This window comes from Flavobacterium cheongpyeongense (assembly GCF_003202435.1).
GTDB lineage: Bacteria > Bacteroidota > Bacteroidia > Flavobacteriales > Flavobacteriaceae > Flavobacterium > Flavobacterium cheongpyeongense.
In genome coordinates, this window is the sequence record NZ_QJHK01000021.1 from 24864 (window position 1) to 49661 (window position 24798).

A 24798-nucleotide genomic window follows, 5' to 3' on the forward strand; every position below is an offset into this window, starting at 1 on the left:
AAACCTATTCTGCAGAATAGGTTTTTTGTTTATTGTGGAACAATTTTGGCTTCTTGCGAAAGGATAACTTTATTTTCCAGATAAATTGTCAAACTTGCCGGTGCTGCACCCTTTTCTCTCAAGGGAGTAATATAGCATTCGTAAACATATTGGCCTTTTTTAAATTCAAAATGATGATTACCCCCTGTTCCATCCTGAAACCATTTTCCATCAAATAACACTAAATCTGGTTTTTCACTCATACTTTTTTTAATCGACCATGAGGCATATCTGTAATTTTCATTACCCAAATCGTCAATTCTAATTCTAAATTTAGCTGTTTCTAAAATGCATTCAGGCTTTTTAAACTTTGTAATTGAGGCGTGCAGTGTTATTTTCTCACTGCCAATAATTTGTTTTTTTAATTCCTCTTCGAATTTTGACTGATAATTTATAGCAGTCAGTTTCCCGTTTGTATCCATCCAAATTGTACCCTGATTGAGCATTATTCCTCTCCATCCCACTTCTGACCAGTCATTTGCAGTATTAGATTTAATGATTTCATTCTTCAATATATTATCAAAAATTTCATTATACCGTTTTAAGAATTCTGTTTTATTTTTAACTTCGGGAACAGGATACTCTCTTTTAAGCGGATAAGTAATTACATCTGCAACCGCCTCTATTCTGTTGTTTTTTACATTCTCGATAAAAAGTTCTATAAACTTTTTATATTCTGGTTTCAAATTCTGACTTTCGATAAAATTATTTGAAAATACAGCCAGAAATAAACATATAATTTTTATTTTCTTCATAATCTAATTCGCTAATATCCTCTGTTTAACGTGGAACATTTCTCTTAAGAACTTAATTAATGCTTGCTTTAAACATTTTTAATTCAACCCAGGTAAATTCCTCACCATACTTTTCTTTTAAACCGTTCAAAGATTCTTCCTGATAGGATTGAAAAGCTTCTTTTAATGCTAAAATTTTATCATAAGGGAGCACATCAGAAATCTCTATTTTCTTTGCCTGAATTAGCTTAATCAAATGCGTTTCGACAGTTTGAACTGTAAGTGTCCGTAAGCGGGCTATATCTTTAACAGAATGCTTCTGAATCCATAAATCATATGTTTCCTCTACAGTGGTTTTTTTGTTTGTTTTAGGGTTGATTTTGTCGATTTTTGCTGATGTATAACGAACGACCGGTTCATCGTCCTTAAAAATATCGGTAGAGGTCATTTTATAATCTTCACGAATCTTATCAAGCTTATTTATCTTAAAGTTTTTTATTGCTGATGATGAAAGCTTTTCTTTACAGATGGTTTCTCCTGAAACAACAATTTCAATGAGTAATTTAGCTTTCATGAGACGCAAAACGGCTTTCGTCTGCAAATCTTCCAGGATTGCTAATTCTTCGTAATATTCTTTTACTTTTTTAAATTTCTGGATTTCAGCCATTTTCATCAGAAGATCGGTTACTAATTTATCCATTGGATTAAAGAAATAATCATATGCAGCTTCTACTCTTTCCTTAACAAAAAATAAATCGACCGTTTCCTTATTAAAAATCTTATTCAGCTGATTAATAAATTTCTGTGCCGGATCAATAAGCATGTCAATCGCTTCTAATCGTTTTTGCGCCCAAATAGCATGCTTTGATTTTTCTGAAGCGACGGCATTTTCGTTATAACTAAAACGATGATTTCGCCACTCCTGAGCCAGATCTGCCCAATTAAAACTGTTAATCAAATAGTTATGTATAAATTTTTTGGTTTCGAAATGTAAAGATTTTTTGAGAGTATCATCTGTTGCTTTGTTTAGGGCATAATCCATTACATCCTGATCGTTAGAGATCCCGTTCATTTGCATCTGTGAAAGCAGAATAAGACCGTTTAAGGAACGCAAACGCGATAATGCTACATATGCTTGTCCAGGAAGAAAAACTTGCGATACATCGAGTGCTGCTTTATCAAAAGTTAGTCCCTGGCTTTTATGTACCGTAATTGCCCAGGCCAATTTTAAAGGATAATGTGCAAAAGTACCCAAAACTTCCTCTTCTATCTCTTTGGTGAGTTCGTTTACTTTGTACCGAATGTTTTTCCACTCGTATTTTTCAACTTCGATTGTTTTATTTTCTTCAGGAAAATGAACGAAGATTTCTTCAGGGGAAAGGGATTTAATAATACCCATTTTTCCATTAAAATAACGTTTTTCAAAAGATAAATCATTTTTAACGAACATGACCTGTGCACCTACTTTCAGTTTTAGATTTTCTTCTACAGGGAAAATTTTCTCAGGAAAATCACTAACAATAAATGGCTGATAAGTGTATTCATTTCCTGCTAAATCGTTTATTGACTGTTCATTAATAGAATCAGCTTTGGCATTATGTGTGGTTAAAGTAATATAGCCGGGATTATTTTTTAAGTCAAAATCTGGCTTTACATATTGATTCAGGAACTGAACATCCTGCGAAGAAATCTGATTGTTACGCAGATTGTTCAAAACCGAAATAAAATCATCATCGGTCTGACGGTAAATCTTGGATAATTCAATGTATAATGGTGGATACTGCTGAATTACATGTGAATGAAAAAAGAATTTTCCTTTGTAGTAATTTCGTAATGTTCGCCATTCTTCATCACGGATTACGGGTGGCAACTGCAATAAATCACCAATAAAAAGCACCTGAACACCTCCAAAAGCCTTCGAATTTCTGCGAACAGTCTGCATCATAAAGTCAATTGCATCAAGCAGATCAGCGCGAAGCATACTCACTTCATCAATAATAAGCAACTCCATATTTTTGATTACATTACGCTTCAAATTATTCATTTTGAAGTGTCTGCGCAAGGTTTCTTTATTCTCAAATTTCACAGTATCAGTAAACTGTGGATTGACATCGTAAGACGGAATAAAAGCTGAAAAAGGCAACTGAAACATCGAATGAATGGTTACTCCCCCAGCATTTAAGGCTGCAATGCCTGTAGGTGCCACAACTACAGTATTTTTGTGGGTTGTAGCTATAATTTCTCGCAATAGCGTAGTCTTTCCCGTACCAGCTTTTCCGGTAAGAAATATCGATTTTTGCGTTTGATTGATAAATTGTAAAGTGTAAGCAGCTGCTTCTGAAACGTTTTGCATTGGGCGTATATTGAAAACTAAAAGTATCGCATTTTTATAAATAAAAAAACCTAAATCTGTTAATTAGATTTAGGTTTTAAAATAGTCCCTTAATTTTGGTTATTATTTTTTGGTTTCTTCTTTAGTTTCAGCTTTTGGCTCAGCTTTATATTTCTCATTTAAAGCTTTGATAATTTCTTTTGTGATATCGTATTTATCTTCAGCATATAAAACTGTTGCAGCATCACCTGTTCCATAAATATAAGAATATCCGTTTTTCTTGCCGTACTCTTTGATGAATTTTTTCACACCGCTTACAAGAGAGTCCATCTCAACTCCGCTTTCTTGCTGTAACTGCTGTGCTAATTGCTGTTGAGCATAACCTAATTGTTGTTCTCTTTTTTGTAATTCCGCTCCTCTTTGTTGCGCCCAGGCCTGACCATTAGCTTGTGCCTGACTTTGAAAATTAGCAGCATCTTGTTTAAAACGGTTTATCTCAGCTTGCAGTTGTCTCCCTTTTTCTTCTGATTGTGCTTTGTATTTTGCTTCAAGGTCTTTTGCTTCAGTGTACTCTTTCATCAAAACCGAAGTATCTACGTAAGCTGTTTTTACTTCCTTTACTTCAGCTGTTTTTTCACATGAAACAACTAAAACCGAAAGTGCGATAATTACTAATGCTTTTTTCATTTTCTGAATTTCTATTTTTTTATGTATGAAAGACAAAAATATAAAAAAATAAATAGCATCGACATAAAGTTTAAAAAATGGGCTATTTTTATGATATTAGTTTTAATTATCATAGCATAATTCATTATAACCTAACCTTATTAAAACTGACTTTTACAGCGCTTTTTAGAGCTGTTTTCTAAAAAAAGATAACGTTTGTCTTCGGTTATAGGAAAATATTGTCTTAAATAAGCTTAAAACACGTTTTACTTGTTTTTTAGGACATAAATGTGGGATGAATACTCTTTTGTTGACGATGCTTTTAAATTTGATTGTAAACCGATAAAAAATGCTTTTATAAAATTCATTTTTCCGGTTTTGTATTTTTCCGATAATAAACTCACATAAAAAGAATCAAATTTCATCGGAAGCACTTTTTCTAATTTCATGTCCACTTTTTGAAAAAGAGATTTTATGGCTTTTTTTGAAAAATGCCAAAAATGAATGGGTACATCAAAAGCTGCCCAAAATTCTCCGTAATGTTTTGCATCGAAGGATTTGAAATTTGGAACCGCAACAATTAATGTTCCAGTTGGCTTCAATAAACGTTTCAATTCCTGGATTTGAAATTCTAAATTTGGAACGTGTTCCAAAACGTGCCACATCGTAATCACGTCAAAAGAATTATTTTCGAGTTCGCTGATTTCTTCTATAAAAAAAATTCCTTTTTTCTTTGCAATTTCTTTTGCACGATCGCTTGGTTCTACTCCAACAGTTTCCCAGCCATTATTTTTTGCAGTTAATAAAAAATCTCCGGTTCCGGCACCAATGTCTAAAATTTTTCCTTTTTGAGATTGCTCGGAATTAATCAAATTCAGTTTATTTTTTAAAGCGATGTTTTTTACAAAATGATAGGCTTTTTCAAAAACAGAACGTTTGTTGTCTGTATGCGAAATATAATCATCGCTTTCGTAATATCTTCCCAAATTTTCTAAATCAGGCTGCGGAAATGTAATCAGCATATCCAGATTTTCATCATAATACAAATCGAAAATTTCTTTTGAAACAGAATGGTCTTTTACAGTAAGAAAATGTTTTTTGTTTAAAACGTCCATTTTTTAATTCTATTTATTTTTTTGGTTTATTGTATAACAAATCCTAAAAACGAAAATTTTCATTTTTAGGATTTCCTTTTTTATAATTCTTTTTTCTTCCAATTTATTTTGACAGCTGAAATTATTCCTTTTTTCAATTCTGATATCTGAAAAATTTCAATGTCCTTTTTGATAAAAAAAAAGGTGATTTATAATTTTCAGCATTTTGCTTTTTATCATCTTTATGATCGATACACCATCCGTTTAAATCAGCAAAATTGTTTTTTTTCATTCAGCAAAAAAAGTTCCATTACCTTTTCCTTGAAATTGATTTTCGATCATAAATCCGAACCAGTTTTCTTTCTTTCTAAAAAAAGTAAATATCCAGCCTTTTATTTCATTTTTTTGATCAGCTAAAAAATGTTTCTAATCAGATAAACTTTCTAAATACATTTCAAAATGCTAAAAAGTTTTTGAACGAAATTGCAACAGATATTCAGTATTGCGAAGCTAACAGATAATCGTCTTTTCACTTTCAGACAAAATACTTTCTGTACAATATTCATAATTTCAGAAATGGTTTCACGTGGAACATTTTAATTTGTTTCAGATTTCAAGTTTCAGATTTCAAGTTTCAGGTTTCAAGTTTCAAGTTTCAGGTTTAAGTTTAACGTGGAACTTGAAACCTGAAACAAAAATTATCTTCCCATATAAATCAAAAGTACGGAAATATCACTTGGTGAAACTCCACTGATTCTTGATGCCTGAGAAATTGTAATCGGACGAATTTTACTTAATTTTTGTTTCGCTTCGATTGACATGGATTTAATTTTATTGTAATCAAAATTTTCAGGAATTTTTACCTCCTCAAGTCTTGTTAATTTATCTGCGTTGTTTCTTTCTTTTTCGATGTAACCAGAATATTTAACCTGGATTTCTGCTTGTTCTAAAATTTCCTGATCCAGATTATTTTCAGAAACATACTCTTTTACTTTTTCAAATTTCAGCATATCCTCCAAATCAATCTGCGGACGGGAAAACACTTTAAACATTTTATCACCTTGCGTAATTGGAGCTGTTTCTTTCGCTTCTAAAATCGGATTTGTTTCTGCAATCGATACACTTGTTTCTTTAAAAAACTGAACCATCTTTTCAGACTCATTCAATTTCTTTTCCATTCTACGCAAGCGAGCTTCAGAAGCTAAACCAATTTCATACGACATTGGCGTTAATCTGAAATCGGCATTATCTTGTCGCAACAATGTTCTATATTCAGCTCTCGATGTAAACATACGATAAGGCTCTTCTGTCCCTTTGGTAATTAAGTCGTCTATTAAAACTCCAATATAAGCTTCATCTCGTTTTAAAATTAATGGTGCTTTTTCATGCACTTTTAAATGCGCATTTATTCCGGCCATTAAACCTTGCGATGCTGCTTCTTCATATCCTGTTGTTCCGTTTATCTGTCCGGCAAAATACAAGCCTTCTATCAACTTTGTTTCTAAAGTATGTTTCAATTGTGTAGGAGGAAAATAATCATATTCAATTGCATAACCGGGACGAAGGAATTTCACATTCTCAAAACCGGCAACAGAACGCAATGCTTTAAATTGAATATCTTCAGGAAGTGAAGTTGAAAATCCGTTTACATAAACCTCACATGTTTTCCATCCTTCTGGTTCTACAAACAACTGATGTCTTTCTTTATCTGCAAAACGATTTATCTTATCTTCTATTGAAGGGCAATATCTTGGTCCTAAACTTTTGATTCTTCCGTTGAACATTGGAGAACGATCAAATCCTGATCTCAAAATATCGTGAACATCCAAAGACGTGTATGTCATGTGACAAGATCTTTGTTCGGTCAATGGAACGGTCAAATCAGAATACGAAAACTTATCTGGTTTCGCATCTCCTTTTTCTTCATTCATTTTAGAATAATCCAAAGAACGTCCATCAACTCTGGGCGGTGTTCCTGTTTTCATTCTTCCAGATTCAAAACCTGCTGCAACCAAATCTTCGGTAATTCCGAAAGCGGCACTTTCGCCCGCTCTTCCTCCACCGAATTGTTTGTCTCCAATATGAATCAATCCGTTCAAAAAAGTTCCGTTTGTCAGGACAACAGATTTCGAACGAATCTCAACTCCAAGCGAAGTTCTGATTCCTTTTATTTTTCCGTTCTCTATAATCAAACCTTTTACCATCTCTTGGTAAAAATCAAGATTAGGAGTTCCCTCCAACATCATTCTCCATTCTTCAGCAAAACGCATACGGTCACTTTGAACTCTTGGCGACCACATCGCAGGTCCTTTTGATTTATTCAGCATTTTAAACTGGATCGCTGTTCTGTCTGAAACAATTCCGGAGTAACCTCCAAGCGCATCAATCTCACGAACGATCTGTCCTTTTGCAATTCCTCCCATCGCTGGGTTACAAGACATCTGTGCAATGTTCTGCAAACTCATTGTAACCAATAAAGTTTTTGATCCCAAATTTGCAGCCGCAGCTGCAGCTTCAGATCCTGCATGGCCGGCACCGACCACAATAACATCGTATTCTTCTAAAAACATTTTGTTTTATTATTCTCTGGAAACCGGTTAAGTCAGTTCTCAGAATTAACATTCTTTATCTTGTTTCAGGTTTCAAATTTACCCCTGAACTATGTTCCACGTGAAACATATATTTTATCTCCATTATTTACGTTTCATCTATTCGGTAAACCTGAGACATGTTCCACGTGAAACATTTTTATTACTTTCTGATTTACTAACTACGAATTAAAACTGTTTCACGTGGAACAACAAACTAATTAAGTCTTAAACTTGAAACAAACTTTTTTATGTTCCACGTGGAACGAACACAATAAAAACCTAAAATTTAAAAAAACATTCCATATAGAAGTTGATAAACGTAATGGCTTAAAATTTTAAAAACATGTTTCACGTGGAACATATAAGTTCTAAATTTTAAAAGAGATGTTTAAGTTATAGTTCCACGTGGAACATTGCTATCTTTTCATCTTCTTTAGAACGCATCAACTCTGCATCCTTATCTGTTTTATCTTTATATCCGCAATAATGTAATATACCATGAGCTAAAACTCGTTTTAATTCTTCATCAAAAGAAACATTAAAATCCTTTGCATTATCTTCTACTCTTTCTATAGAAATAAAAATATCTCCGTTTAATTCGTTTCCAACTGTATAATCAAAACTAATGATATCTGTCAATGTATCGTGATTCAGATATTCAACATTGATCTTATGAAGATATTCATCATCACAAAAAATGTAATTTATCTCTCCTTCGTTTTTCTTTTCAGAAACAATTACAGCGCTCAACCAATCAGTAAAGGCTTCTTCGTTTTCTAAATTAAAATCTGTTTCGTAATTAAAATTGATCATTTGGTATTAAAATATTCTTGAACCTTTTGGTTAAAATTTGAGCGCAAAGGTAGCGATTGTCTATTTAAAATCTCTACACTATTTAAATAATCCAATAATGAGCTTGGTAACGCATTACTTCTATTAGTGAATTCAGCCTTGTTTGTTTCAGATTGACGCTTCGTATCCTGACCTTGTTGCTGAACTGCATTATTTAATTTTAATAATTCTTGTTGGATATTTAAGATTCTTTGTAGGTTCTCATTCTTAAATCCTTTATTCAAAAGTTGCTTTTCAGATTGTTTCATTTGTTCAATAACAGATCTTCCCTGAGAATCTAATCCTTTTCTAGCTAACTCTTTTTGCAACTCTTCACGAAGTTTTACCTGCTCTTTGTAAATCTCCATTATTTTTTCAGCGTCCCCTTCTCCATCATCACCCTCTTTTCCTTCTGTTTCTCCTTTACCACTTTTACCCTCTTTTCCAGAAGAGCCATTATTACCACTATTTCCCTGGCCTTCTTTTCCATCTTTTCCCTGACCACTTTTTCCTTGTCCTGGTTTTTGACCCTGACCTTGTCCCGGTTTATCTCCTGGTTTATCACCCGGTTTCATTCCGTCTTTCATTTTATCGGCAAGACCTTTTTGCTTTTGAATAATATCCGGCAATTGCATTCCTTGTCCTTGTCCTGGTTTTGGTTTTCCAGCTCCTGGTTTAGACATAGACATTTGCATGTTATTTAATAAATCACTCAAAAAGTCAGCTAATTTATTAGCAGATGAAACAGCATATTGTTGGTGCGAAACTCCTTTTGGAACCTGAACGTCTGTCAAAGATTCAATTGACTTGTCTACATTATATTGTACATTTCCAATTTCCTTAGTTACATCTTCTGCTACTTTTGGGTTACGTAAAGACAAAGCAAACAAACTATCATCGACATGTTTGAACTGTTGTTTTAAATTCTGTTGTACTTTAATGTTCTTCGTATATATAGAAGAACCCAATTTCATGGATTTAAATTGTTTCATTACATTTTCCTGAGATAATGAATAAGCCAGAAGATTATCCAGAATCTGACGAAGCATTGCAACGTCTTCTTCTAATTGTTCTTGTTCTCCACCTTCCATACTGGAGTTCATTTGTTGAGCCATACTCTTCATTTTCTTAGAAGCACTTTTCTGTTTTTGCTTAGCTGAAGAGGTGTTTTTTTTGTTCAATTCATCAGATGCTTTTTGTAAATCATCTTTCAAATCTTTTTCTTTAGAAGCATCAGAAGGAATATCAAAAGGAGATTTTAACGTTTTGTTTTCTTCTTTTAAGTCTTTTAAATCTTCCTGAATTTTATCAAAAGCTTTATTAATTTCTTCCTGCTTGTCCTGAGTGTTTTCTTTTTCTTTATTAGAAAGCTGTTCCTGTTTTTCTGCCAGTTTATTTAATTTCTCAGCAACCTGTCCTGCTTTCTTTTCTACATAAAAACGTTTCGTCAATTCAACTAATTGTTCTAAATTTCTGGATTGGTTTTTACTGATTTGTTTAAACTTTTCCATTTTATCAAACAGTTCCTCGCTATTTAATTTATCGTTTAGGTTCTTCAGTTCGTCTAACAATTTCTGGTTTTTCTCTAAATCTTTATCCGCATTATCTAAACGCTTTTGCAAATCTTCTGCTGTTTTATCCTTTTTATCGTCTTTGAATTTATCTAAATTCTTGTTCATCTTCTCCGCAAACTGCTTCATCATTTCGTCTTGTTGTTTCTGACGCTTGATAAAATCATTGATCTTTTGCTGATCTTTAAATTCTAAATTATCTTTTTCTTTTCCTGTATTCTGGATCTTATCCATTTCAGAAATTTGCTTGGTTTGATTTTTTAATGATTTAGATAAGCCGTTTATGTTTTGATTTTGCTGTTCCAATTCCAAATCATGAACTTCATCTGTTGTAGCAACTCTGTCTGAAAAAACAGAAGACTTAGTACGCTTAAAACCATGTGGTGCATCGTTATCAAAAACTTCAAAATAGTATTCATAAGATACTCCTTCTTCTACAGGTAAATTACTTGGGAAAGAAAAAACGAACTGGTCAAATACTGCCTGCTTTACCGGAATGGTTCCGCGCTTTGCAGTTTGTGGTTTGTTATACTCGTAGAAAACAACCTGCAATTTTGATAAACCGTAGTCATCTCCTAATCTTCCCAATACATAATTTTTATCTAATTTTAAACTGTCCGGAGCTGGTGCAACGGTAATTGTTGGATGCTGATCTTTGATGACAGATAGCTGATAATCCAATTTTTCGTAGTTTTTAACCTTATTATTTGAAGTAAGAATTTGATATTCTGTATTTTGAGCAATATTTTTGCTCAATTTAAACTCATTTTTTGCTTTATTAAACTTTAAAAATGCTTTTTTATCCTTCCAAACAATCTCCTGAGTCGACTGCGTATTCATTTTCCATGTTACCAAAGTACCTTCCGGAACAATTGCATTTCCGGTTCCCTGAATCGTTTCTGATTTCTTTTTTAAATAAGAAGGAAAATTTAAAACCATTTCGAAGTTGGCAATTGATGGAACAGTTATTACTTTTAATTCGTATTCTTCTGAGGAAACTGAATTTCCTTCAAAAGAAAAAGAAACATTTTCAACCGGTTTTTCAATCTTGAATTCGAACTTTCCTGGTTGGGAAGATTCCATAAAATAACTTTCATCACCAATATGAATCATGACATTTTCGGGAACAACCTTTCCTATAGATTCCATTTTTACAACAAAATCTTTGTTCTGTTCAGTTTGTAAATTTGTATTCAGAATGACAAATTTGAAAGGAGCCGGTGGTAAAAATGTAGCATTAAAATGTACTACCCTATTTAAACTTTGAGAAATAATATTGCTGTTTCCAGAAATATAAAACACTGCAAAAAGCAAAATTGGAATAAGTGCTAAGGGTAAATACTTTCTGTTTGAATTAAAATTAATAGCATTCCCAAACGGAATTGGTTGTAATGAATTTGCTTTTTGCTCTATCGATGCCAACATTAATTCTGAACTTTCTGCTGAATTATCAGAAGCGGATAGCTGTAAAAAATTCGTTAGTTTATCACTTACTTCTGTAAAATGGTTTCCGATAATAGTCGAAGCCTGATTATAATCGATTCCTTTTTGAAGTTTGAATAACTTAAATATTGGAAACATAATAAAACGAAACAAAAGAAAAACTTCTACTCCAATAAAAAGCCAGAATAAAAATGTTCTTCCGAGTGGTTTTAACCAAAGGAAATACTCTATAAAAAGCGTAAACAAAAAATACAAAAGTCCGAAACCGGTAAAAAGAAGAATCCCTTTTATGAGTTCGTTGGTATAATATTTTTTAATAAAAGCTTCCAGTTTTGCGTATATGGCAGACGTTGTTTTCAAAATGAATCTGTTTGATTTATAACCCATAAAAGTAGTAATTATAACGATAAGTCTGAAAGTCAAAAGTCGAAAGTCAAAAGTTTAGCAAACAGCTAAAAACCTTTCAGACTTTCGACTTTTGGCTTTTGACTAATATCGTATCTTTGCATCAAAATTTATACAAAATGTCAAAGCAAGTTCGTGTGCGTTTTGCACCAAGCCCAACAGGAGCATTACATATTGGCGGAGTTCGTACTGCCCTATTTAATTATTTATTTGCCAAAAAAAACAATGGTGTTTTTTATTTAAGAATTGAAGATACAGATCAAACCCGTTTTGTTCCTGGTGCCGAAGCTTATATTATGGAAGCATTGGAATGGTTAGGAATTGCTCCTGACGAAACAGTTGGGAAAAATGAAAAATTTGGTCCGTACAGACAAAGTGAACGTAAAGATTTATACCTACAATATGCAGATCAACTAATCAATTCTGGTTGGGCATATTATGCTTTTGATACACCGGAAGCTTTGGATACTTGTAGAAAACAGCACGAAGCTGAAGGAAAAACATTTATTTATAATCATCAAAATCGTGAAAAATTAGATACTTCGTTAGTAATTTCTCTTGAAGAAACTGCTAAAAGAATTGCAAATGGAGAACATTATGTAATCCGTTTTAAAACTCCGGTTGACGAAACTTTACACTTAAAAGATATCATTCGTGGTGATGTAAAATTTGAAACGAATCTTCTTGACGATAAAGTATTATTCAAAAGTGACGGAATGCCAACCTACCATTTGGCCAATATTGTCGACGATCATTTGATGGAAACTTCACATGTTATTCGTGGTGAGGAATGGTTACCCTCTATGCCGCTTCACGTTTTATTGTACAGAGCTTTTGGTTGGGATGCTCCGGAATTTGCTCATTTACCTTTGATTTTAAAACCAAGTGGAAAAGGAAAACTATCAAAACGTGATGGTGAGGTTGGAGGATTTCCTGTGTTTCCTTTAGATTGGAGAGATTTAAAAGGTTTTAAAGGTGAAGGATATTTACCAGAAGCTTTGGTAAACTTTTTATCAATGATTGGTTGGAACGATGGAACTGAAAGAGAATATTTTTCATTAGAAGAATTATGCCAATCTTTTGACTTAAACAGAGTTCATAAAGCAGGCGCAAGATTTGATATTGATAAAGCTAAATCTGTGAATCATTATTATTTATCAAACAAAAGTGATTCGTATTTAGCTGAAACTTTTCAATCTGTTTTAGATGAAAAAGGAATTAAAGCAGATAGAAAAGTTGTTGAAAAAATAATATCATCAATAAAAGAACGTCTGTTTTTAACAACTGACATTTGGGATTTAACTGATTTCTTTTTCCAGGCACCAACATCTTATGATGAAAAAGCAAGCAAAAACTGGAAGGAAGAAACACCAACACTAATGCAGGAATTAATTTCAGTTTTAGAAAATATCGAAGATTTTACTTCAGTAAATATTGAAGCAATTGTAAAAGACTGGTTAACCAAAAATGAAATTGGAATGGGGAAAGTTATGCAGCCTTTCCGTTTGAGTTTGGTTGGCGCTTTGAAGGGCCCTCACCTATTTGACATTGTTGAAATCATAGGAAAAGAAGAAACTATTTCTAGAATTCAGAAAGCAATTGCTACCTTATAAAACTAAAAAGTCCCGATTAAATCGGGACTTTTTTTATGTTAATCTTTAAAAAAGGTTACTTTATAATATTGATTATTATCAGTTTCAAATAACCAAATACCTAATTTAGAAAAATAAGAAGAAAAATATAAATCATTCTTTGATTTAACACTTTTTATGTAATCTGCAATTTTTGGATAATAATTAATAGCTATAATACTTTCAAAGCTAAATTTTACATCTTTAAACCCTTTTAGACTTGTATTTATTCCATAATCATAATTATTCATATTATTTGGATGAGCAAATGTCTCATTAAATTCTATATTTTGTGATTTAATTATTTTTCCAGAAGATTGATCAATAATACTATAATTGAAAAAACTCTTTAAACCACCTATTTTAATATTAAAACAAAGATTGTTATTTAATTGAAATAAGTCAACAAAAACAGAAATCATTACATGTCGACTATTGAAACCAGCATCATCTATTTTATTGATTGATTCCCAAATTTTATTCCCTGATTTATCAAATTTAAAAATATAAAACCCTTTAGGATTTGCCATATCATTCAATTTTCCAAACTCATCTCCATATAATCCATAAATATAAAGATCTCCAGTTTCAGAATCTTTAATATAATTATTAATGGAAAGATCGTCACTAAAATGGAGAAATTTGTTATCATATCCTCCATATGTAAATTCACCTCCACCATTTCTTGAATAAAGAAATACATGATTAGCTATTTTTAAATCATAAACTAGTTCGTCAACTTTTTTTCCATCATTTGAAAATCTTGTTTTATACAGAATAGTATTTGCATAGTCTTTCGAAATAGATTTTCCATCTAAATCAACAGTTTCATCTTTATTAACGACTAAATTAAATCTAAATTTCTCCTTACTTTTGATAAAATTAGGTCCAATAAATTTAATTAAACTAGGTTTTTCTATTTTATACAGTTCTTTTTTTCTTGTAACTATATCTTTAACAGTTAAATAAATATCATCTTTTTCAAAGTCAATATCAAATTCATTTTTTTTATTTTTTAAATAAAATTCATTTTTTGCTGTAAAAAAACCATATCCACTATAAAAACCAGTCATATCTCTTACCTCAGATTTTTCTAATTCAATATATTTATCGTTAATTAAATATTTAGTTTTTGAATTAAATACTCCCGAAGAAATATCAGTTACTAACAAAGCATCTTTATTTACTGAAAACATAGTTCCAATTACTTTCTTATCAGTAAAAAGAACTTTTTTTGAACCATTAGCATCATAAGTATACATACTATTAATCTCATCAGCTTTAACCAAACCACCCCCTTTATTTCCTTTAGATATTACAAATAAATTGCTATCAGAAAGTAAAAAATAACTTAGTGGTTTATTTTTTTTTTCATACTTTTCTTCAATAACAGTTTGAGCAGATAAATAAACAGACGAAAGCAAGGCAATACTAAGTAGTATTTTTTTCATAAATTTTTATATTGTTTTAATTAACGAACCAAAAGTAAAATAAATTTTAACAAAAAAAATCGGTTAAACAAATAAAATTTAAATAAAAAGAAATTTCGTAATTTACACATCCATAAAACTTAAATCAATATTATTATGAGTATTCCATTTATTATCATTTTAGTCTTCGGCTTCTTTATTTTCCTCTCTTCTTTCTTTACTGTGAAACAACAATCGTCTGTTGTAATAGAAAGATTTGGTAAATTTTTAAGCGTCAGAAATTCCGGTTTACAACTTAAAATTCCGATTGTCGACAGAATTGCCGGACGTGTAAATCTAAAAATTCAACAGTTAGATGTTATCATTGAAACGAAAACCAAAGACAATGTTTTTATTAAAATGAAAGTTTCAGTTCAGTTTAAAGTTATTCAGGAAAAAGTTTACGATGCCTTTTATAAATTGGAATATCCACACGATCAAATTACTGCTTATGTATTTGATGTGGTTCGTGCCGAAGTTCCCAAATTAAAACTGGATGACGTTTTTGAAAGAAAAGATGATATCGCCATTGCAGTAAAAAGAGAATTAAATGAAGCCATGACTACTTATGGTTATGATATTATCAATACTTTGGTGACTGATATTGATCCGGATATTCAGGTAAAAAATGCTATGAACAGAATCAACGCTGCCGACAGAGAAAAAACGGCTGCCGAATTTGAAGCAGAAAGTTCAAGAATCAGAATTGTTGCAAAAGCAAAAGCCGAGGCTGAAAGTAAACGTTTACAAGGTCAGGGTATTGCAGATCAGCGTCGTGAAATTGCACGAGGTTTAGTAGAAAGTGTTGAAGTTTTGAACAATGTGGGAATCAATTCTCAGGAAGCTTCTGCCTTAATTGTGGTTACGCAACATTATGATACACTGCAAGCAATTGGAGCTGATGCAAATTCAAATTTAATTTTGTTACCAAATTCTCCACAGGCAGGAAGTGACATGCTGAACAATATGGTCGCTTCATTCTCAGCATCTAACCAAGTTGGGGAAATGATGAAGAAAAACAATAAAAAAGTGGAGAAACCAAAACCAATACAGCCACAATCAGGATACGAAGACGAGGCAACACCAGAAATTAAATAAATATTAAAACTAAAAAGAGGCTTAACTGCCTCTTTTTTTATTTATAAACCAATTGATTATAAAGGGTAAAACCGATTGTAAAATGCTTCCATAAGAATGTGAAAAGTAATCTTTAAACGAAAAAAATATGCCACTCAAAACATTTTGAGGTGTAATACTTTCTTTAGTTTTTTGTAAACTCAAAACCAATTTTTGATAATTAATATCCTTCTGTAATTTCAGAATTTCTAAATCTCTTTCAATTTGAGCGTATGATGAGTATTTTTTTGGTATCATAATTAGTCATTAAAAAAGATTTCTGAAAATTTCTCTAGAATTGGGCCTTCAACAAACTTATCTTTTATAAGGAAAAGTAAAACTGTAAAAACAAGATAGATCCCTCCTACTACTAAAAAACCAAGTGCATTACTTTCAAATAAGGATCCAAAAGCATACGCTGCTGCAAAAGATCCGAAAATTAAAGCCATACTAAAACATAATAAAATCAAGGTAAACTTAAAAATTAAAGTCGTTGATTTCATCGCAACTTTAAAACCCCAAAGTTTATAATATGCCAAATTACTATCAATATAAGCTTTAGTACTTTTCTGAATATTCTCGGTATTTTCTTTTAATTCTTCAAAAGCCATAATTATAGATTGGTTTAAAAAAGAAGCACAAAAAATACTATGATAAGTAAGTTCTGTGCTTTTGTATTACTTTTTATTTTTGATATTTAGCATTTTGCTCTTTTAAATCAGCCAATTTAGATTCCAGAAAAGAAATAACTTCATCTGCTTTCTGGCTTACATTTGAAAGTAAATTATCAAAAGTTCCATCTAAATTTTGTGTAGCACTTGTGAATTTTTCACGCAGAACATCTGAAGTAGCTCCTAAAGAATCTTTTAAGTTATCCGTTGCATCATCTAAACCTTCCTTAATTTTTGCTCTTGTATTGGAACCTTTATCCGGAGCTAATAAAATCCCTATTGCTGCACCCACGGCAGCACCTGCAATAATAGCAGCAATTGTATTTGAATTTTTTGACATGATATTAAAATTTAAGTGTTTAATAAAGATACTCTTTTCTTATATTATAAAATAGTATTTAAATTTCTTTGATTAAAAATCAAAATTGATAAGCCATAAAACCAATTCCGAATTAAGACTCAGAATAAAAAAAGTAAATTTTAAATTTTATAAAAATCTGATTTAATTTTCTAAAGTGTCATTTTTAAAATTATAAATTTCAGATTTGACCTTTGGATAAAAATAGCAACTTTATAAACAATTGTATGTTAATAACCCGTTAAACTGATAAAAAAGACATATAAAATTAAAATAAAGCTCAAAAATAAACAATTATTCAAAAGATGAGTTAAGAGATGGAAGAAGTAAAAAAAGGTCTTAAAATTAAATTATGAAGGTCTTTTTTAGTTTATATTATCTATTTAAAATTAAATAATAATAGATTTTATATATAATAATTAAAATATTTTAAATCAAAAAAAATAATCATTAAAACTGATTTTATAAAATTTTATTTTCAATTTAAAGAAATTTGCTCATTCATCTAAAAGTAGATTTAAAATAACAACTTTATAAACAATCTGTTGTTAATAAGTTATAAAGATAACCAAAAAAAGAGCTAAAATTAAAATAAAGCGTTTATTTTAACTATTTTTAAAAAGATGAATTCTATATCGGAAGAAATAAAAAAACCTTTTAAAATTAATTTATGAAGGTTAATTTTAATATAAAATATTTATTAAAATTATATTTTATATAGAAAATATAAATAATTAAAAAGCACTTATAAAAAGTGCTTTTTAATAGATTATAATGATGTTGTTACTTTGTCATTTCTGAAAGAATTTCAATTTCTCTCTCTGAAGCATTTTTTGGAAGATTTGAATGTAATTTCAAAATTTCCTCTTCAAATTGATTTTTAAATTCTGAAGTTTCTAAATCTCTTAAATTTAAAAGTGCTTTTGATCGAACATAAGTTGATTCACTTCTTAATGACATTGAATATAATTTTTTGATATCCTCATCTTCAAAATCTACAGACTTCAAATGAGAATATTTTAAAATAAACTGAGCAAATAACAACGAAGCTTTATTATTGTTGATGTTCTTTTTTAATGAATTTTGCAATAATGAAAAACTAGAAATAGTTGCGATGCTCTGCCCTATTGCATTTTCAATTGCAATACGCTCCGGTTTTGTTTCAACTTTAAAATATTTGTTGATTTCTTTTAAAGAATTATTGATGCTGTTTTCTTCTTTTTTACCTTTTTCTTCCCAGGCATCTTTTAATCCAACAGTTTTGTTAAATACTAATTTTGAAGGAGTTGAGTCTTTATCAACAGTAAAATAACCCAAACGCTGAAACTGGAATTTATCTTCATTTTGAGCTGTAGCCAAACTTGGTTCAACGAATCCTTTTACAATTTCTAATGAATTTGGATTTACAAAATCTAAGAAATTTTTATCCTTATAACTGTCTGGTGCTTCATCTGTAAACAAACGATCATATAGTCGAACTTCAGCTTCAACTGCATGTTGAATAGAAACCCAATGCAATGTTCCGGATACTTTTCTTTGGCTTGCTTCTGTTCCGCTTCCGCTTAAAGAATCGGTATCATACGTTACATGAATTTCGGTAATATTTCCTGCTGCATCCTTTATAACAGATTCACCTTTAATAATATAAGCATTTTTAAGACGCACTTCTTTTCCTAAAGTCAAACGGAAATATTTAGCTGGAGCTTCTTCTAAGAAGTCCTCTCTTTCGATATATAATTCACTAGAAAAAGGCACTTTTCTGAAACCGGCATTTTCATCTTCCTGATTATTTTCAGCTTCCAGCCATTCCTCTTTTCCTTCCGGATAATTCGTAATGACCAATTTTACAGGATCCAAAACAGCCATTACACGAGGTGCAATTTTGTTTAAATCTTCACGAATACAGAATTCTAAAACGGATACATTGATCAAATTATCACGTTTTGCAATACCAATTGTATTGGCAAAATTACGCAATGAAGCAGCTGTATAACCTCTTCTTCTTAAGCCAGAAATGGTTGACATTCTTGGATCATCCCAACCGTTAACATGCTTTTCTTTAACTAGTTGCTGCAATTTTCGTTTACTCACAACAGTATGCGATAAGTTACGTCTTGCAAACTCTCTTTGCTTTGGACGAATCTGATTTTCATCAATAATCTGATCTAAAAACCAATCGTACAATTCTCGGTGAGGCAAGAATTCAAGCGTACAAAATGAATGTGAAATGGCTTCTAAATAATCACTTTGTCCGTGTGCCCAATCGTACATTGGATATATCTTCCAGGTATCTCCGGTTCTATGATGATGTTTGTGTAAAATCCTGTACATGATAGGATCACGCATCAGCATATTGGTCGATTTCATGTCTATTTTAGCACGAAGAATATGAGTTCCAGCCTCAAATTCACCGTTTTTCATTCTTTGGAATAACTCTAAATTTTCTTCTACAGAACGATTTCTATAAGGGCTATTAACACCTTCTGTAGACGGAGTTCCTTTTTGAATTGCCATATCTTCTGAAGACTGACTGTCTACATAGGCTTTGTCTTTTTTTATTAATTCAACAGCCCAATCATACAATTGTTGAAAGTAATCAGATGCATAACGTTCTTCTGTCCAGTTATAACCCAACCATTCTACATCTCTTTTTATAGCATCCACAAATTCCTGTTCTTCTTTTTCAGGATTTGTATCGTCAAAACGTAAGTTTACAGGTGACTGATAATCAATTCCTAAACCAAAATTTAATGCAATAGAACTGGCATGTCCAATGTGCAAATAACCATTTGGTTCTGGTGGAAAACGAAAACGAAGTTTGGTATTTGACAGACCTGATTTCAGATCTTCTTCTATAATTTGTTCAATAAAATTGAGTGATTTCTCTTCTGATGCCATTATTTATAGTAATTTTAGCAAAGATAAAAAAAAGGTTTCAGGTTTCAGATTTAAAGTTACTTAAGTGGCGTAAAACCTGAAACTTTAAACCTGAAACAAAAAGAAAATGGGAATTATTAAACTAAAAAACATCCGTACTTTTTCGTATCACGGATGTATGATCGAAGAAGGAAAAATTGGTTCTGATTATACTGTTGACTTAAAAATAAAAACAAATTTACAACATTCAGCACAAACTGATGATCTTGCAGATACAGTCGATTATGTACATTTGAACAAAATTGTCACAGAAGAAATGGCAATTCGTTCACATTTATTAGAACATGTGGCCAAAAGAATCAATATTCGAATATTAGCAGAGATAAAAACTGTAGAAAAAACAACAGTTTCAGTTTCTAAGGTTAATCCTCCTATAGGTGGTGATGTTGAATCAGTTACTATAAAAATGACGGAAATTAGAAAGTAATTATTTCCCTTAGAAAACTAATTTTTTAAAATAGTTACTTTTAAAGTTTTGAATTTTAAAGATTTTAGTTACTTTTGCCATCCGTTCAAGCAATGGCGTCGTGGCCGAGCGGCTAGGCTGGGCTCTGCAAAAGCTCCTACTCCGGTTCGAATCCGGACGATGCCTCAAAAAGAGATACAGCAATGTGTCTCTTTTTTTGTGCTTAATTTTTTCTACAATCTTGTCATTTTGACGAAGAAAAAAATCTTCCTTAGAAGCTAAACAAAAATTAGATTTTCGTTGCGGAGTTAACTGCGAGGATTTCTGATTCGTCGAAATGACAAACTAAACGATTACATGTACTTAGTGTCTCCTATAAACTCAATATTTTTTTTAATAATTGATTATTCGCTATAATTTTCGATAATTATCAAGAAATTGTATCGGAATTGAATCTGAAATTATTATTAAAAGGATAAAAATCAGCAAAGTATACCTTTTCAGCAGACTCTATTTATAAGATAAAAAAACCTCTGAAATCAGAGGTTTTAAATTTATATTTTTGAGTTATTAACAACTACTTGTCAATGCTTTCAAAAGCATTTTTTACCATTTCTTTTTCTTTAGGAAACCATCCCTGAACTATTAAGACAAATCCAAAGATCATTAAAACAATACTAATAACTTTTTTAATTTTCAGAATATTATTTGGTGTCATTTTAGATTTTAGTTGTTTGGCTAACAATATTTTAAGACAATCAATTAATAAATAGGTAATAATAACTGAAGTAAAAAAAGTTATCATTCTGGAGTTTTGCATTTCTAATTTTGGTCCCACAGAAATAATAACAGCAAGCCAAAAACCAAGTACTCCAATATTAATAACATTGAGTAAAAAGCCTTTTATAAACAAACTTCCATAGTTTCTTTTGATAATATCCCGATCAATTTCTTCATCATTTATTTTTTCTTCTTTCTTTAATTTTACGAAAGAAATAATACCGTATGCCAGCATAATAATTCCTCCAAAAATAAAAAGAGCAGGTTTATCTTTTAGGCTCTGAATTAATCTGTAACTTCCTAAATAAGCAATGCCAATAAAAAAAATATCACCAAATACTACTCCTAAATCAAAAACTAATGCAGCCCTGAATCCTTTTGTGATACTGGTTTCTAATAGTATAAAAAATACCGGACCTACCATAAAACTCAGGAAAACTCCCCATGGCAGCCCAGCTAAAACATCATTTATCATTAAAATATAATTAGTTTACTTTACTTCTTCGATTTTACCTCCAAAAACTGTTTTCTGATTAATTTGTTTTGGTTTTCCATAAATGTAAATAGAGCCTCCTGCGTTTACTTTTGCTTCTACCAATGTAGATGCATTAACATCTGCTTTTCCTCCCGCAGAAACACTAACAGTAGTTTGAGATGTCTTTAATTTACTAGCTAATAAATATCCACCAGCACCTAATTTTGCATCCTGATTGGAAGCTTTACCAGATAGTGTAATTTCTCCACCAGAAACTGAACTTACATTTAGTTTATCAACATCTAAATCTAAATTAATTTTTCCACCTTCCTGAGCACTTACTTTAAAACTAGTTGCTTTTATAACTTCAGAACTTGTAACAATTGCACCTTCATTCACATCAATAAGTTCAATATGTTTATAATACAAGATAACTTCTAAATCGTTACCTGATAAAAGTTTTGGAAATGGCATTCTTATTTTTAAAATACCATTTTTATTAACAGCTTCTAATTCTGCTTCTCTAGCTCCTTTTATAACAAGTTTATTTTCAGATGACTGAACTAATTTTACATTTAATTTATCGTATACTTTAACGGTATCAAAATCTCCTAATTCTTTCGTAACCTGACCAAAAGACATTTGTACAAATAAAATTACCGCCCCTATAATTAACTTTTTCATTTTCTTTAATTTTAAATTTAACAACTTATTCAGCTCTTCTTAAAAAATGAAAATCCAGCTGTTTTTTAACTAAATCTGCATTTTTTACCTTAACGTAAATTTCATCACCTAATTGCAATATACTGTTTGATGTTGCACCCACCAAGGCATATTGCTTTTCATCAAAAGTATAATAATCATCTTTTATTTCACGAATTCTTACCATTCCTTCGCATTTATTCGAAATGATTTCAACATATATTCCCCATTCTGTAACACCAGAAATAACACTCAGGAATTCTTCGTCCTGATGATCCTGCATGTATTTTACCTGCATGTATTTAATACTGTCTCGTTCTGCATTGGTTGCTAAACTTTCCATATTAGAACAATGCAGTGATTTTGTTTCGTATGCTTCTTCATCTACCGAAGCTCCTCCATCTAAATAAAACTGTAACAAACGATGTACCATTACGTCAGGATAACGACGAATTGGCGAAGTAAAATGGCTGTAATAATCAAAAGCTAAACCATAATGGCCAATATTATCTGTAGAATATTTGGCTTTACTCATACTTCGAATAGCCAGAGTATCAATTAAATTCTGCTCTTTTTTACCGTTTACTTCTTCCATCAAAGCATTTAATGATTTCGAAATATCACCTTTGTTTCTAAAATCAATTTTATATCCAAACTTCGAAATCACTTGCTGCATTGCAATCAGTTTATCTTCATTTGGTTCGTCATGAATTCTGTAAATGAATGTTTTCTTTTGCTTTCCGATGTATTCTGCCACTTTTCTGTTGGCCAGAAGCATAAATTCCTCAATCAGATGATTGGCATCTTTTGAGACCTTAAAATAAACACCTTCCGGTTCTCCTTCTGCATCTAAGTTGAATTTTACTTCTACTTTATCAAAAGAAATAGCACCATTCTGCATTCTTTTCTTTCTTAAAATCTTGGCTAATTCATCTAATTTTAAAGTCGCTTCAACAATTTCATCAGCCACAACATACGATTCTCCGGTAATCGAAATATCAACAGGAATTGTATTGTCTTTTGTTTCAATTATGTACTGTGCTTCTTCGTAAGCAAAACGCTGATCAGAATAAATTACCGTTCGTCCAAACCATTGGTTAATAACCTGTGCGGTAGGTGAAACTTCAAAAACGGCAGAGAAGGTATATTTCTCTTCATGTGGACGAAGTGAACACGCAAAGTTTGATAAAACTTCCGGAAGCATTGGTACTACTCTATCAACTAAATAAACAGAAGTCGCTCGTTGATACGCTTCATCATCAAGAATAGTTCCTTCTTCCAGATAATACGAAACATCGGCAATATGAACTCCAATTTCATAATTTCCATTTTCTAACTTTTTGAAAGACAAGGCATCATCAAAATCTTTGGCATCTTTTGGATCTATCGTATACGTAAGTGTATTACGCATATCACGACGTTTTGCAATTTCAGACTCTTGTATAGAAGTATCTATCTTTTGAGCATACACCTCTACTTCTACCGGAAAGTCTGATGGCAAACCATATTCTGCTAAAATCGCATGAATTTCTGTATTATGTTCTCCGGGTTTTCCTAAAACTTTAATTACAGAACCAAAAGGACTATCTGCTCTTTTTGGCCAGTCCTCAATGGTAACTAAAACAACATCTCCATTCGCTGCCTCTCCCATTTTATCTTTCGGAATAAAAATATCCGTGTACATCTTAGGATTTGCAGTCGAAACAAAAGCAAAATTGGGCTGAATGTCAATAACTCCAACAAACTCTGTTTTATTTCTTTCTACAACTTCAATTACTTCACCTTCAGGTCTTTTTCCTTTTCTACGGTTATAAACATACACTTTGACTTTATCTTTATCGAGTGCACGATTCAAATTATTGGTCGGAATAAAAACATCTTCTGCAAAATCAGGGCAGATAAAATAAGCGGTTTTACGGCTTGTCATATCTATGGTTCCTTCGTAATAATCCTGACTTTCAGCTTTTACTAAATATTTTCCAGGTTCAGATTCAATAATTTTTTTAGAACCAGCCATTATCTTTAAATCTTTTATAATCTGGTTTCTGCTTTTGGTATCATCAAGTTCAAGCTTTGCTGCTATCTGTTTGTAATTAAAGGCTTTATTAGGACTTTTCGATAAAATCTTCAGTATTTTTCCAGAGAAATCTTTTTCATTTTTTATCGGTTTTCTAATTTTCTTACTCATATATCTTTCTTATAAAGTTTAAAATTACAAATAAGATATCAGATAAAAGATTTAAACAATTAGAATTATTAAAATTATAACTTTAGTATCTTTATAAAAAGACCTTTATGGAAAGCTTTCAAACCATCGCCATATTCAATTATGATCACGAAACGGTTATTTTGAAACACTTATTAGAACAAGAAGGAATTCCTTATTTTTTTGAAAATGAAATGACACTTTCCGTTGTACCAATGTATTCTGCAGTGCTTGGAGGCATCAAACTTAAAGTTCATCCCAACGATTTCGAACAAGTTCAGGAAATCTTGGACAATCTTAACAATCCTCTCAAAATCGTTTGAAACAAAAAAAGCTATCAT

At 31.3% G+C, this 24798-nt stretch carries 19 protein-coding genes and 1 tRNA gene; 5 read left to right on the forward strand and 15 right to left on the reverse strand.

Going from position 1 to position 24798, the window contains the following annotated elements; all coding sequences use genetic code 11:
* Window positions 1-29: 29 nt before the first annotated feature.
* From DMB65_RS18570 to DMB65_RS18600, 7 genes are all read right to left on the reverse strand, one after another.
* Window positions 30-794, reverse strand: a complete 765-nt coding sequence (locus DMB65_RS18570) for a hypothetical protein (protein WP_110308130.1) — start codon at window positions 792-794, stop codon at window positions 30-32.
* Window positions 795-846: 52 nt separating this feature from the next.
* Window positions 847-3126 (reverse strand): helix-turn-helix domain-containing protein, encoded by a 2280-nt coding sequence (locus tag DMB65_RS18575; RefSeq protein ID WP_110308131.1) that lies wholly within the window; start codon window positions 3124-3126, stop codon window positions 847-849.
* Between the two features lie 102 nt (window positions 3127-3228).
* A complete protein-coding gene (locus DMB65_RS18580) occupies window positions 3229-3792 on the reverse strand; it encodes an OmpH family outer membrane protein (RefSeq protein WP_110308132.1) in 564 nt (187 codons plus the stop codon).
* A 245-nt stretch (window positions 3793-4037) separates the two neighbouring features.
* The gene (locus tag DMB65_RS18585) at window positions 4038-4886 is read right to left on the reverse strand and encodes a class I SAM-dependent methyltransferase (RefSeq protein WP_110308133.1); all 849 of its coding nucleotides are present in this window, start codon (window positions 4884-4886) and stop codon (window positions 4038-4040) included.
* A 677-nt stretch (window positions 4887-5563) separates the two neighbouring features.
* On the reverse strand, window positions 5564-7435 hold the full coding sequence (gene mnmG / locus DMB65_RS18590) for a tRNA uridine-5-carboxymethylaminomethyl(34) synthesis enzyme MnmG (protein WP_110308134.1): 1872 nt from the start codon (window positions 7433-7435) through the stop codon (window positions 5564-5566).
* 414 nt (window positions 7436-7849) lie between these two features.
* The gene (gene ybeY, locus DMB65_RS18595; RefSeq protein ID WP_110308135.1) at window positions 7850-8269 is read right to left on the reverse strand and encodes an rRNA maturation RNase YbeY; all 420 of its coding nucleotides are present in this window, start codon (window positions 8267-8269) and stop codon (window positions 7850-7852) included.
* Window positions 8266-11661 (reverse strand): DUF4175 family protein, encoded by a 3396-nt coding sequence (locus DMB65_RS18600; RefSeq protein ID WP_110308168.1) that lies wholly within the window; start codon window positions 11659-11661, stop codon window positions 8266-8268. The genes ybeY and DMB65_RS18600 overlap by 4 nt, the downstream gene beginning before the upstream one ends.
* A gap of 164 nt (window positions 11662-11825) precedes the next feature.
* Between DMB65_RS18600 and gltX the strand changes: the two genes are divergently transcribed.
* Window positions 11826-13319, forward strand: coding sequence for a glutamate--tRNA ligase (gltX, locus tag DMB65_RS18605; protein ID WP_110308136.1), 1494 nt, complete (start codon window positions 11826-11828; stop codon window positions 13317-13319).
* Window positions 13320-13357: 38 nt separating this feature from the next.
* On the opposite strand, the gene DMB65_RS18610 is transcribed toward gltX, so the two are convergent.
* Window positions 13358-14788: a hypothetical protein gene (locus DMB65_RS18610; protein WP_110308137.1), complete on the reverse strand. Its 1431-nt coding sequence runs from the start codon at window positions 14786-14788 to the stop codon at window positions 13358-13360.
* 135 nt (window positions 14789-14923) lie between these two features.
* On the opposite strand from DMB65_RS18610, the gene DMB65_RS18615 reads away from it, so the two are divergent.
* Window positions 14924-15904, forward strand: coding sequence for an SPFH domain-containing protein (locus tag DMB65_RS18615; protein ID WP_110308138.1), 981 nt, complete (start codon window positions 14924-14926; stop codon window positions 15902-15904).
* A 21-nt stretch (window positions 15905-15925) separates the two neighbouring features.
* On the opposite strand, the gene DMB65_RS18620 is transcribed toward DMB65_RS18615, so the two are convergent.
* The 4 genes from DMB65_RS18620 to DMB65_RS18635 all read right to left on the reverse strand — a co-directional run bounded on the left by DMB65_RS18620 (window position 15926) and on the right by DMB65_RS18635 (window position 19849).
* On the reverse strand, window positions 15926-16180 hold the full coding sequence (locus tag DMB65_RS18620) for a DUF6327 family protein (RefSeq protein WP_110308139.1): 255 nt from the start codon (window positions 16178-16180) through the stop codon (window positions 15926-15928).
* A 2-nt stretch (window positions 16181-16182) separates the two neighbouring features.
* On the reverse strand, window positions 16183-16533 hold the full coding sequence (locus DMB65_RS18625; RefSeq protein ID WP_110308140.1) for a competence protein: 351 nt from the start codon (window positions 16531-16533) through the stop codon (window positions 16183-16185).
* A 73-nt stretch (window positions 16534-16606) separates the two neighbouring features.
* Window positions 16607-16933: a YtxH domain-containing protein gene (locus DMB65_RS18630; RefSeq protein ID WP_110308141.1), complete on the reverse strand. Its 327-nt coding sequence runs from the start codon at window positions 16931-16933 to the stop codon at window positions 16607-16609.
* A gap of 801 nt (window positions 16934-17734) precedes the next feature.
* Entirely contained in the window at window positions 17735-19849 is a 2115-nt protein-coding gene (locus DMB65_RS18635; protein ID WP_110308142.1) for a glutamine--tRNA ligase/YqeY domain fusion protein, read from the reverse strand.
* Window positions 19850-19955: 106 nt separating this feature from the next.
* Here DMB65_RS18635 and folB point away from each other — a divergent pair, with 106 nt between their 5' ends.
* Both folB and DMB65_RS22220 read left to right on the forward strand, forming a co-directional pair.
* Window positions 19956-20315: a dihydroneopterin aldolase gene (gene folB / locus DMB65_RS18640; protein WP_110308143.1), complete on the forward strand. Its 360-nt coding sequence runs from the start codon at window positions 19956-19958 to the stop codon at window positions 20313-20315.
* A 94-nt stretch (window positions 20316-20409) separates the two neighbouring features.
* Window positions 20410-20480 (forward strand) — tRNA-Cys (locus DMB65_RS22220).
* A gap of 391 nt (window positions 20481-20871) precedes the next feature.
* Here DMB65_RS22220 and DMB65_RS18645 read toward each other — a convergent pair.
* Genes DMB65_RS18645 through rnr form a run of 3 tightly spaced genes read right to left on the reverse strand, consistent with a single transcriptional unit; the run spans window position 20872 to window position 24439 of the window.
* Window positions 20872-21549 carry a LysE family translocator gene (locus DMB65_RS18645; RefSeq protein WP_110308144.1) on the reverse strand — a complete coding sequence of 226 codons (678 nt, stop codon included), beginning with the start codon at window positions 21547-21549 and terminating at the stop codon, window positions 20872-20874.
* 15 nt (window positions 21550-21564) lie between these two features.
* Window positions 21565-22233: a head GIN domain-containing protein gene (locus DMB65_RS18650; protein WP_110308169.1), complete on the reverse strand. Its 669-nt coding sequence runs from the start codon at window positions 22231-22233 to the stop codon at window positions 21565-21567.
* A gap of 25 nt (window positions 22234-22258) precedes the next feature.
* The gene (rnr, locus tag DMB65_RS18655; RefSeq protein WP_110308145.1) at window positions 22259-24439 is read right to left on the reverse strand and encodes a ribonuclease R; all 2181 of its coding nucleotides are present in this window, start codon (window positions 24437-24439) and stop codon (window positions 22259-22261) included.
* Between the two features lie 107 nt (window positions 24440-24546).
* On the opposite strand from rnr, the gene DMB65_RS18660 reads away from it, so the two are divergent.
* Window positions 24547-24780 (forward strand): putative signal transducing protein, encoded by a 234-nt coding sequence (locus DMB65_RS18660; protein WP_110308146.1) that lies wholly within the window; start codon window positions 24547-24549, stop codon window positions 24778-24780.
* Window positions 24781-24798: the final 18 nt, after the last annotated feature.

Coding starts and splice junctions, on each gene's coding strand:
- DMB65_RS18580 (WP_110308132.1), bottom strand. CDS start 3,792: ATGAAAAAAGCATTAGTAATTATCGCACTTTCGGTTTTAGTTGTTTCA.
- DMB65_RS18630 (WP_110308141.1), bottom strand. CDS start 16,933: ATGTCAAAAAATTCAAATACAATTGCTGCTATTATTGCAGGTGCTGCC.
- DMB65_RS18610 (WP_110308137.1), bottom strand. CDS start 14,788: ATGAAAAAAATACTACTTAGTATTGCCTTGCTTTCGTCTGTTTATTTA.
- DMB65_RS18650 (WP_110308169.1), bottom strand. CDS start 22,233: ATGAAAAAGTTAATTATAGGGGCGGTAATTTTATTTGTACAAATGTCT.
- DMB65_RS18645 (WP_110308144.1), bottom strand. CDS start 21,549: ATGATAAATGATGTTTTAGCTGGGCTGCCATGGGGAGTTTTCCTGAGT.
- DMB65_RS18570 (WP_110308130.1), bottom strand. CDS start 794: ATGAAGAAAATAAAAATTATATGTTTATTTCTGGCTGTATTTTCAAAT.
- gltX (WP_110308136.1), top strand. CDS start 11,826: ATGTCAAAGCAAGTTCGTGTGCGTTTTGCACCAAGCCCAACAGGAGCA.
- DMB65_RS18660 (WP_110308146.1), top strand. CDS start 24,547: ATGGAAAGCTTTCAAACCATCGCCATATTCAATTATGATCACGAAACG.
- DMB65_RS18625 (WP_110308140.1), bottom strand. CDS start 16,533: ATGGCTTTTGAAGAATTAAAAGAAAATACCGAGAATATTCAGAAAAGT.
- folB (WP_110308143.1), top strand. CDS start 19,956: ATGGGAATTATTAAACTAAAAAACATCCGTACTTTTTCGTATCACGGA.
- DMB65_RS18585 (WP_110308133.1), bottom strand. CDS start 4,886: ATGGACGTTTTAAACAAAAAACATTTTCTTACTGTAAAAGACCATTCT.
- DMB65_RS18620 (WP_110308139.1), bottom strand. CDS start 16,180: ATGATACCAAAAAAATACTCATCATACGCTCAAATTGAAAGAGATTTA.
- DMB65_RS18615 (WP_110308138.1), top strand. CDS start 14,924: ATGAGTATTCCATTTATTATCATTTTAGTCTTCGGCTTCTTTATTTTC.
- rnr (WP_110308145.1), bottom strand. CDS start 24,439: ATGAGTAAGAAAATTAGAAAACCGATAAAAAATGAAAAAGATTTCTCT.
- DMB65_RS18635 (WP_110308142.1), bottom strand. CDS start 19,849: ATGGCATCAGAAGAGAAATCACTCAATTTTATTGAACAAATTATAGAA.
- DMB65_RS18575 (WP_110308131.1), bottom strand. CDS start 3,126: ATGCAAAACGTTTCAGAAGCAGCTGCTTACACTTTACAATTTATCAAT.
- ybeY (WP_110308135.1), bottom strand. CDS start 8,269: ATGATCAATTTTAATTACGAAACAGATTTTAATTTAGAAAACGAAGAA.
- mnmG (WP_110308134.1), bottom strand. CDS start 7,435: ATGTTTTTAGAAGAATACGATGTTATTGTGGTCGGTGCCGGCCATGCA.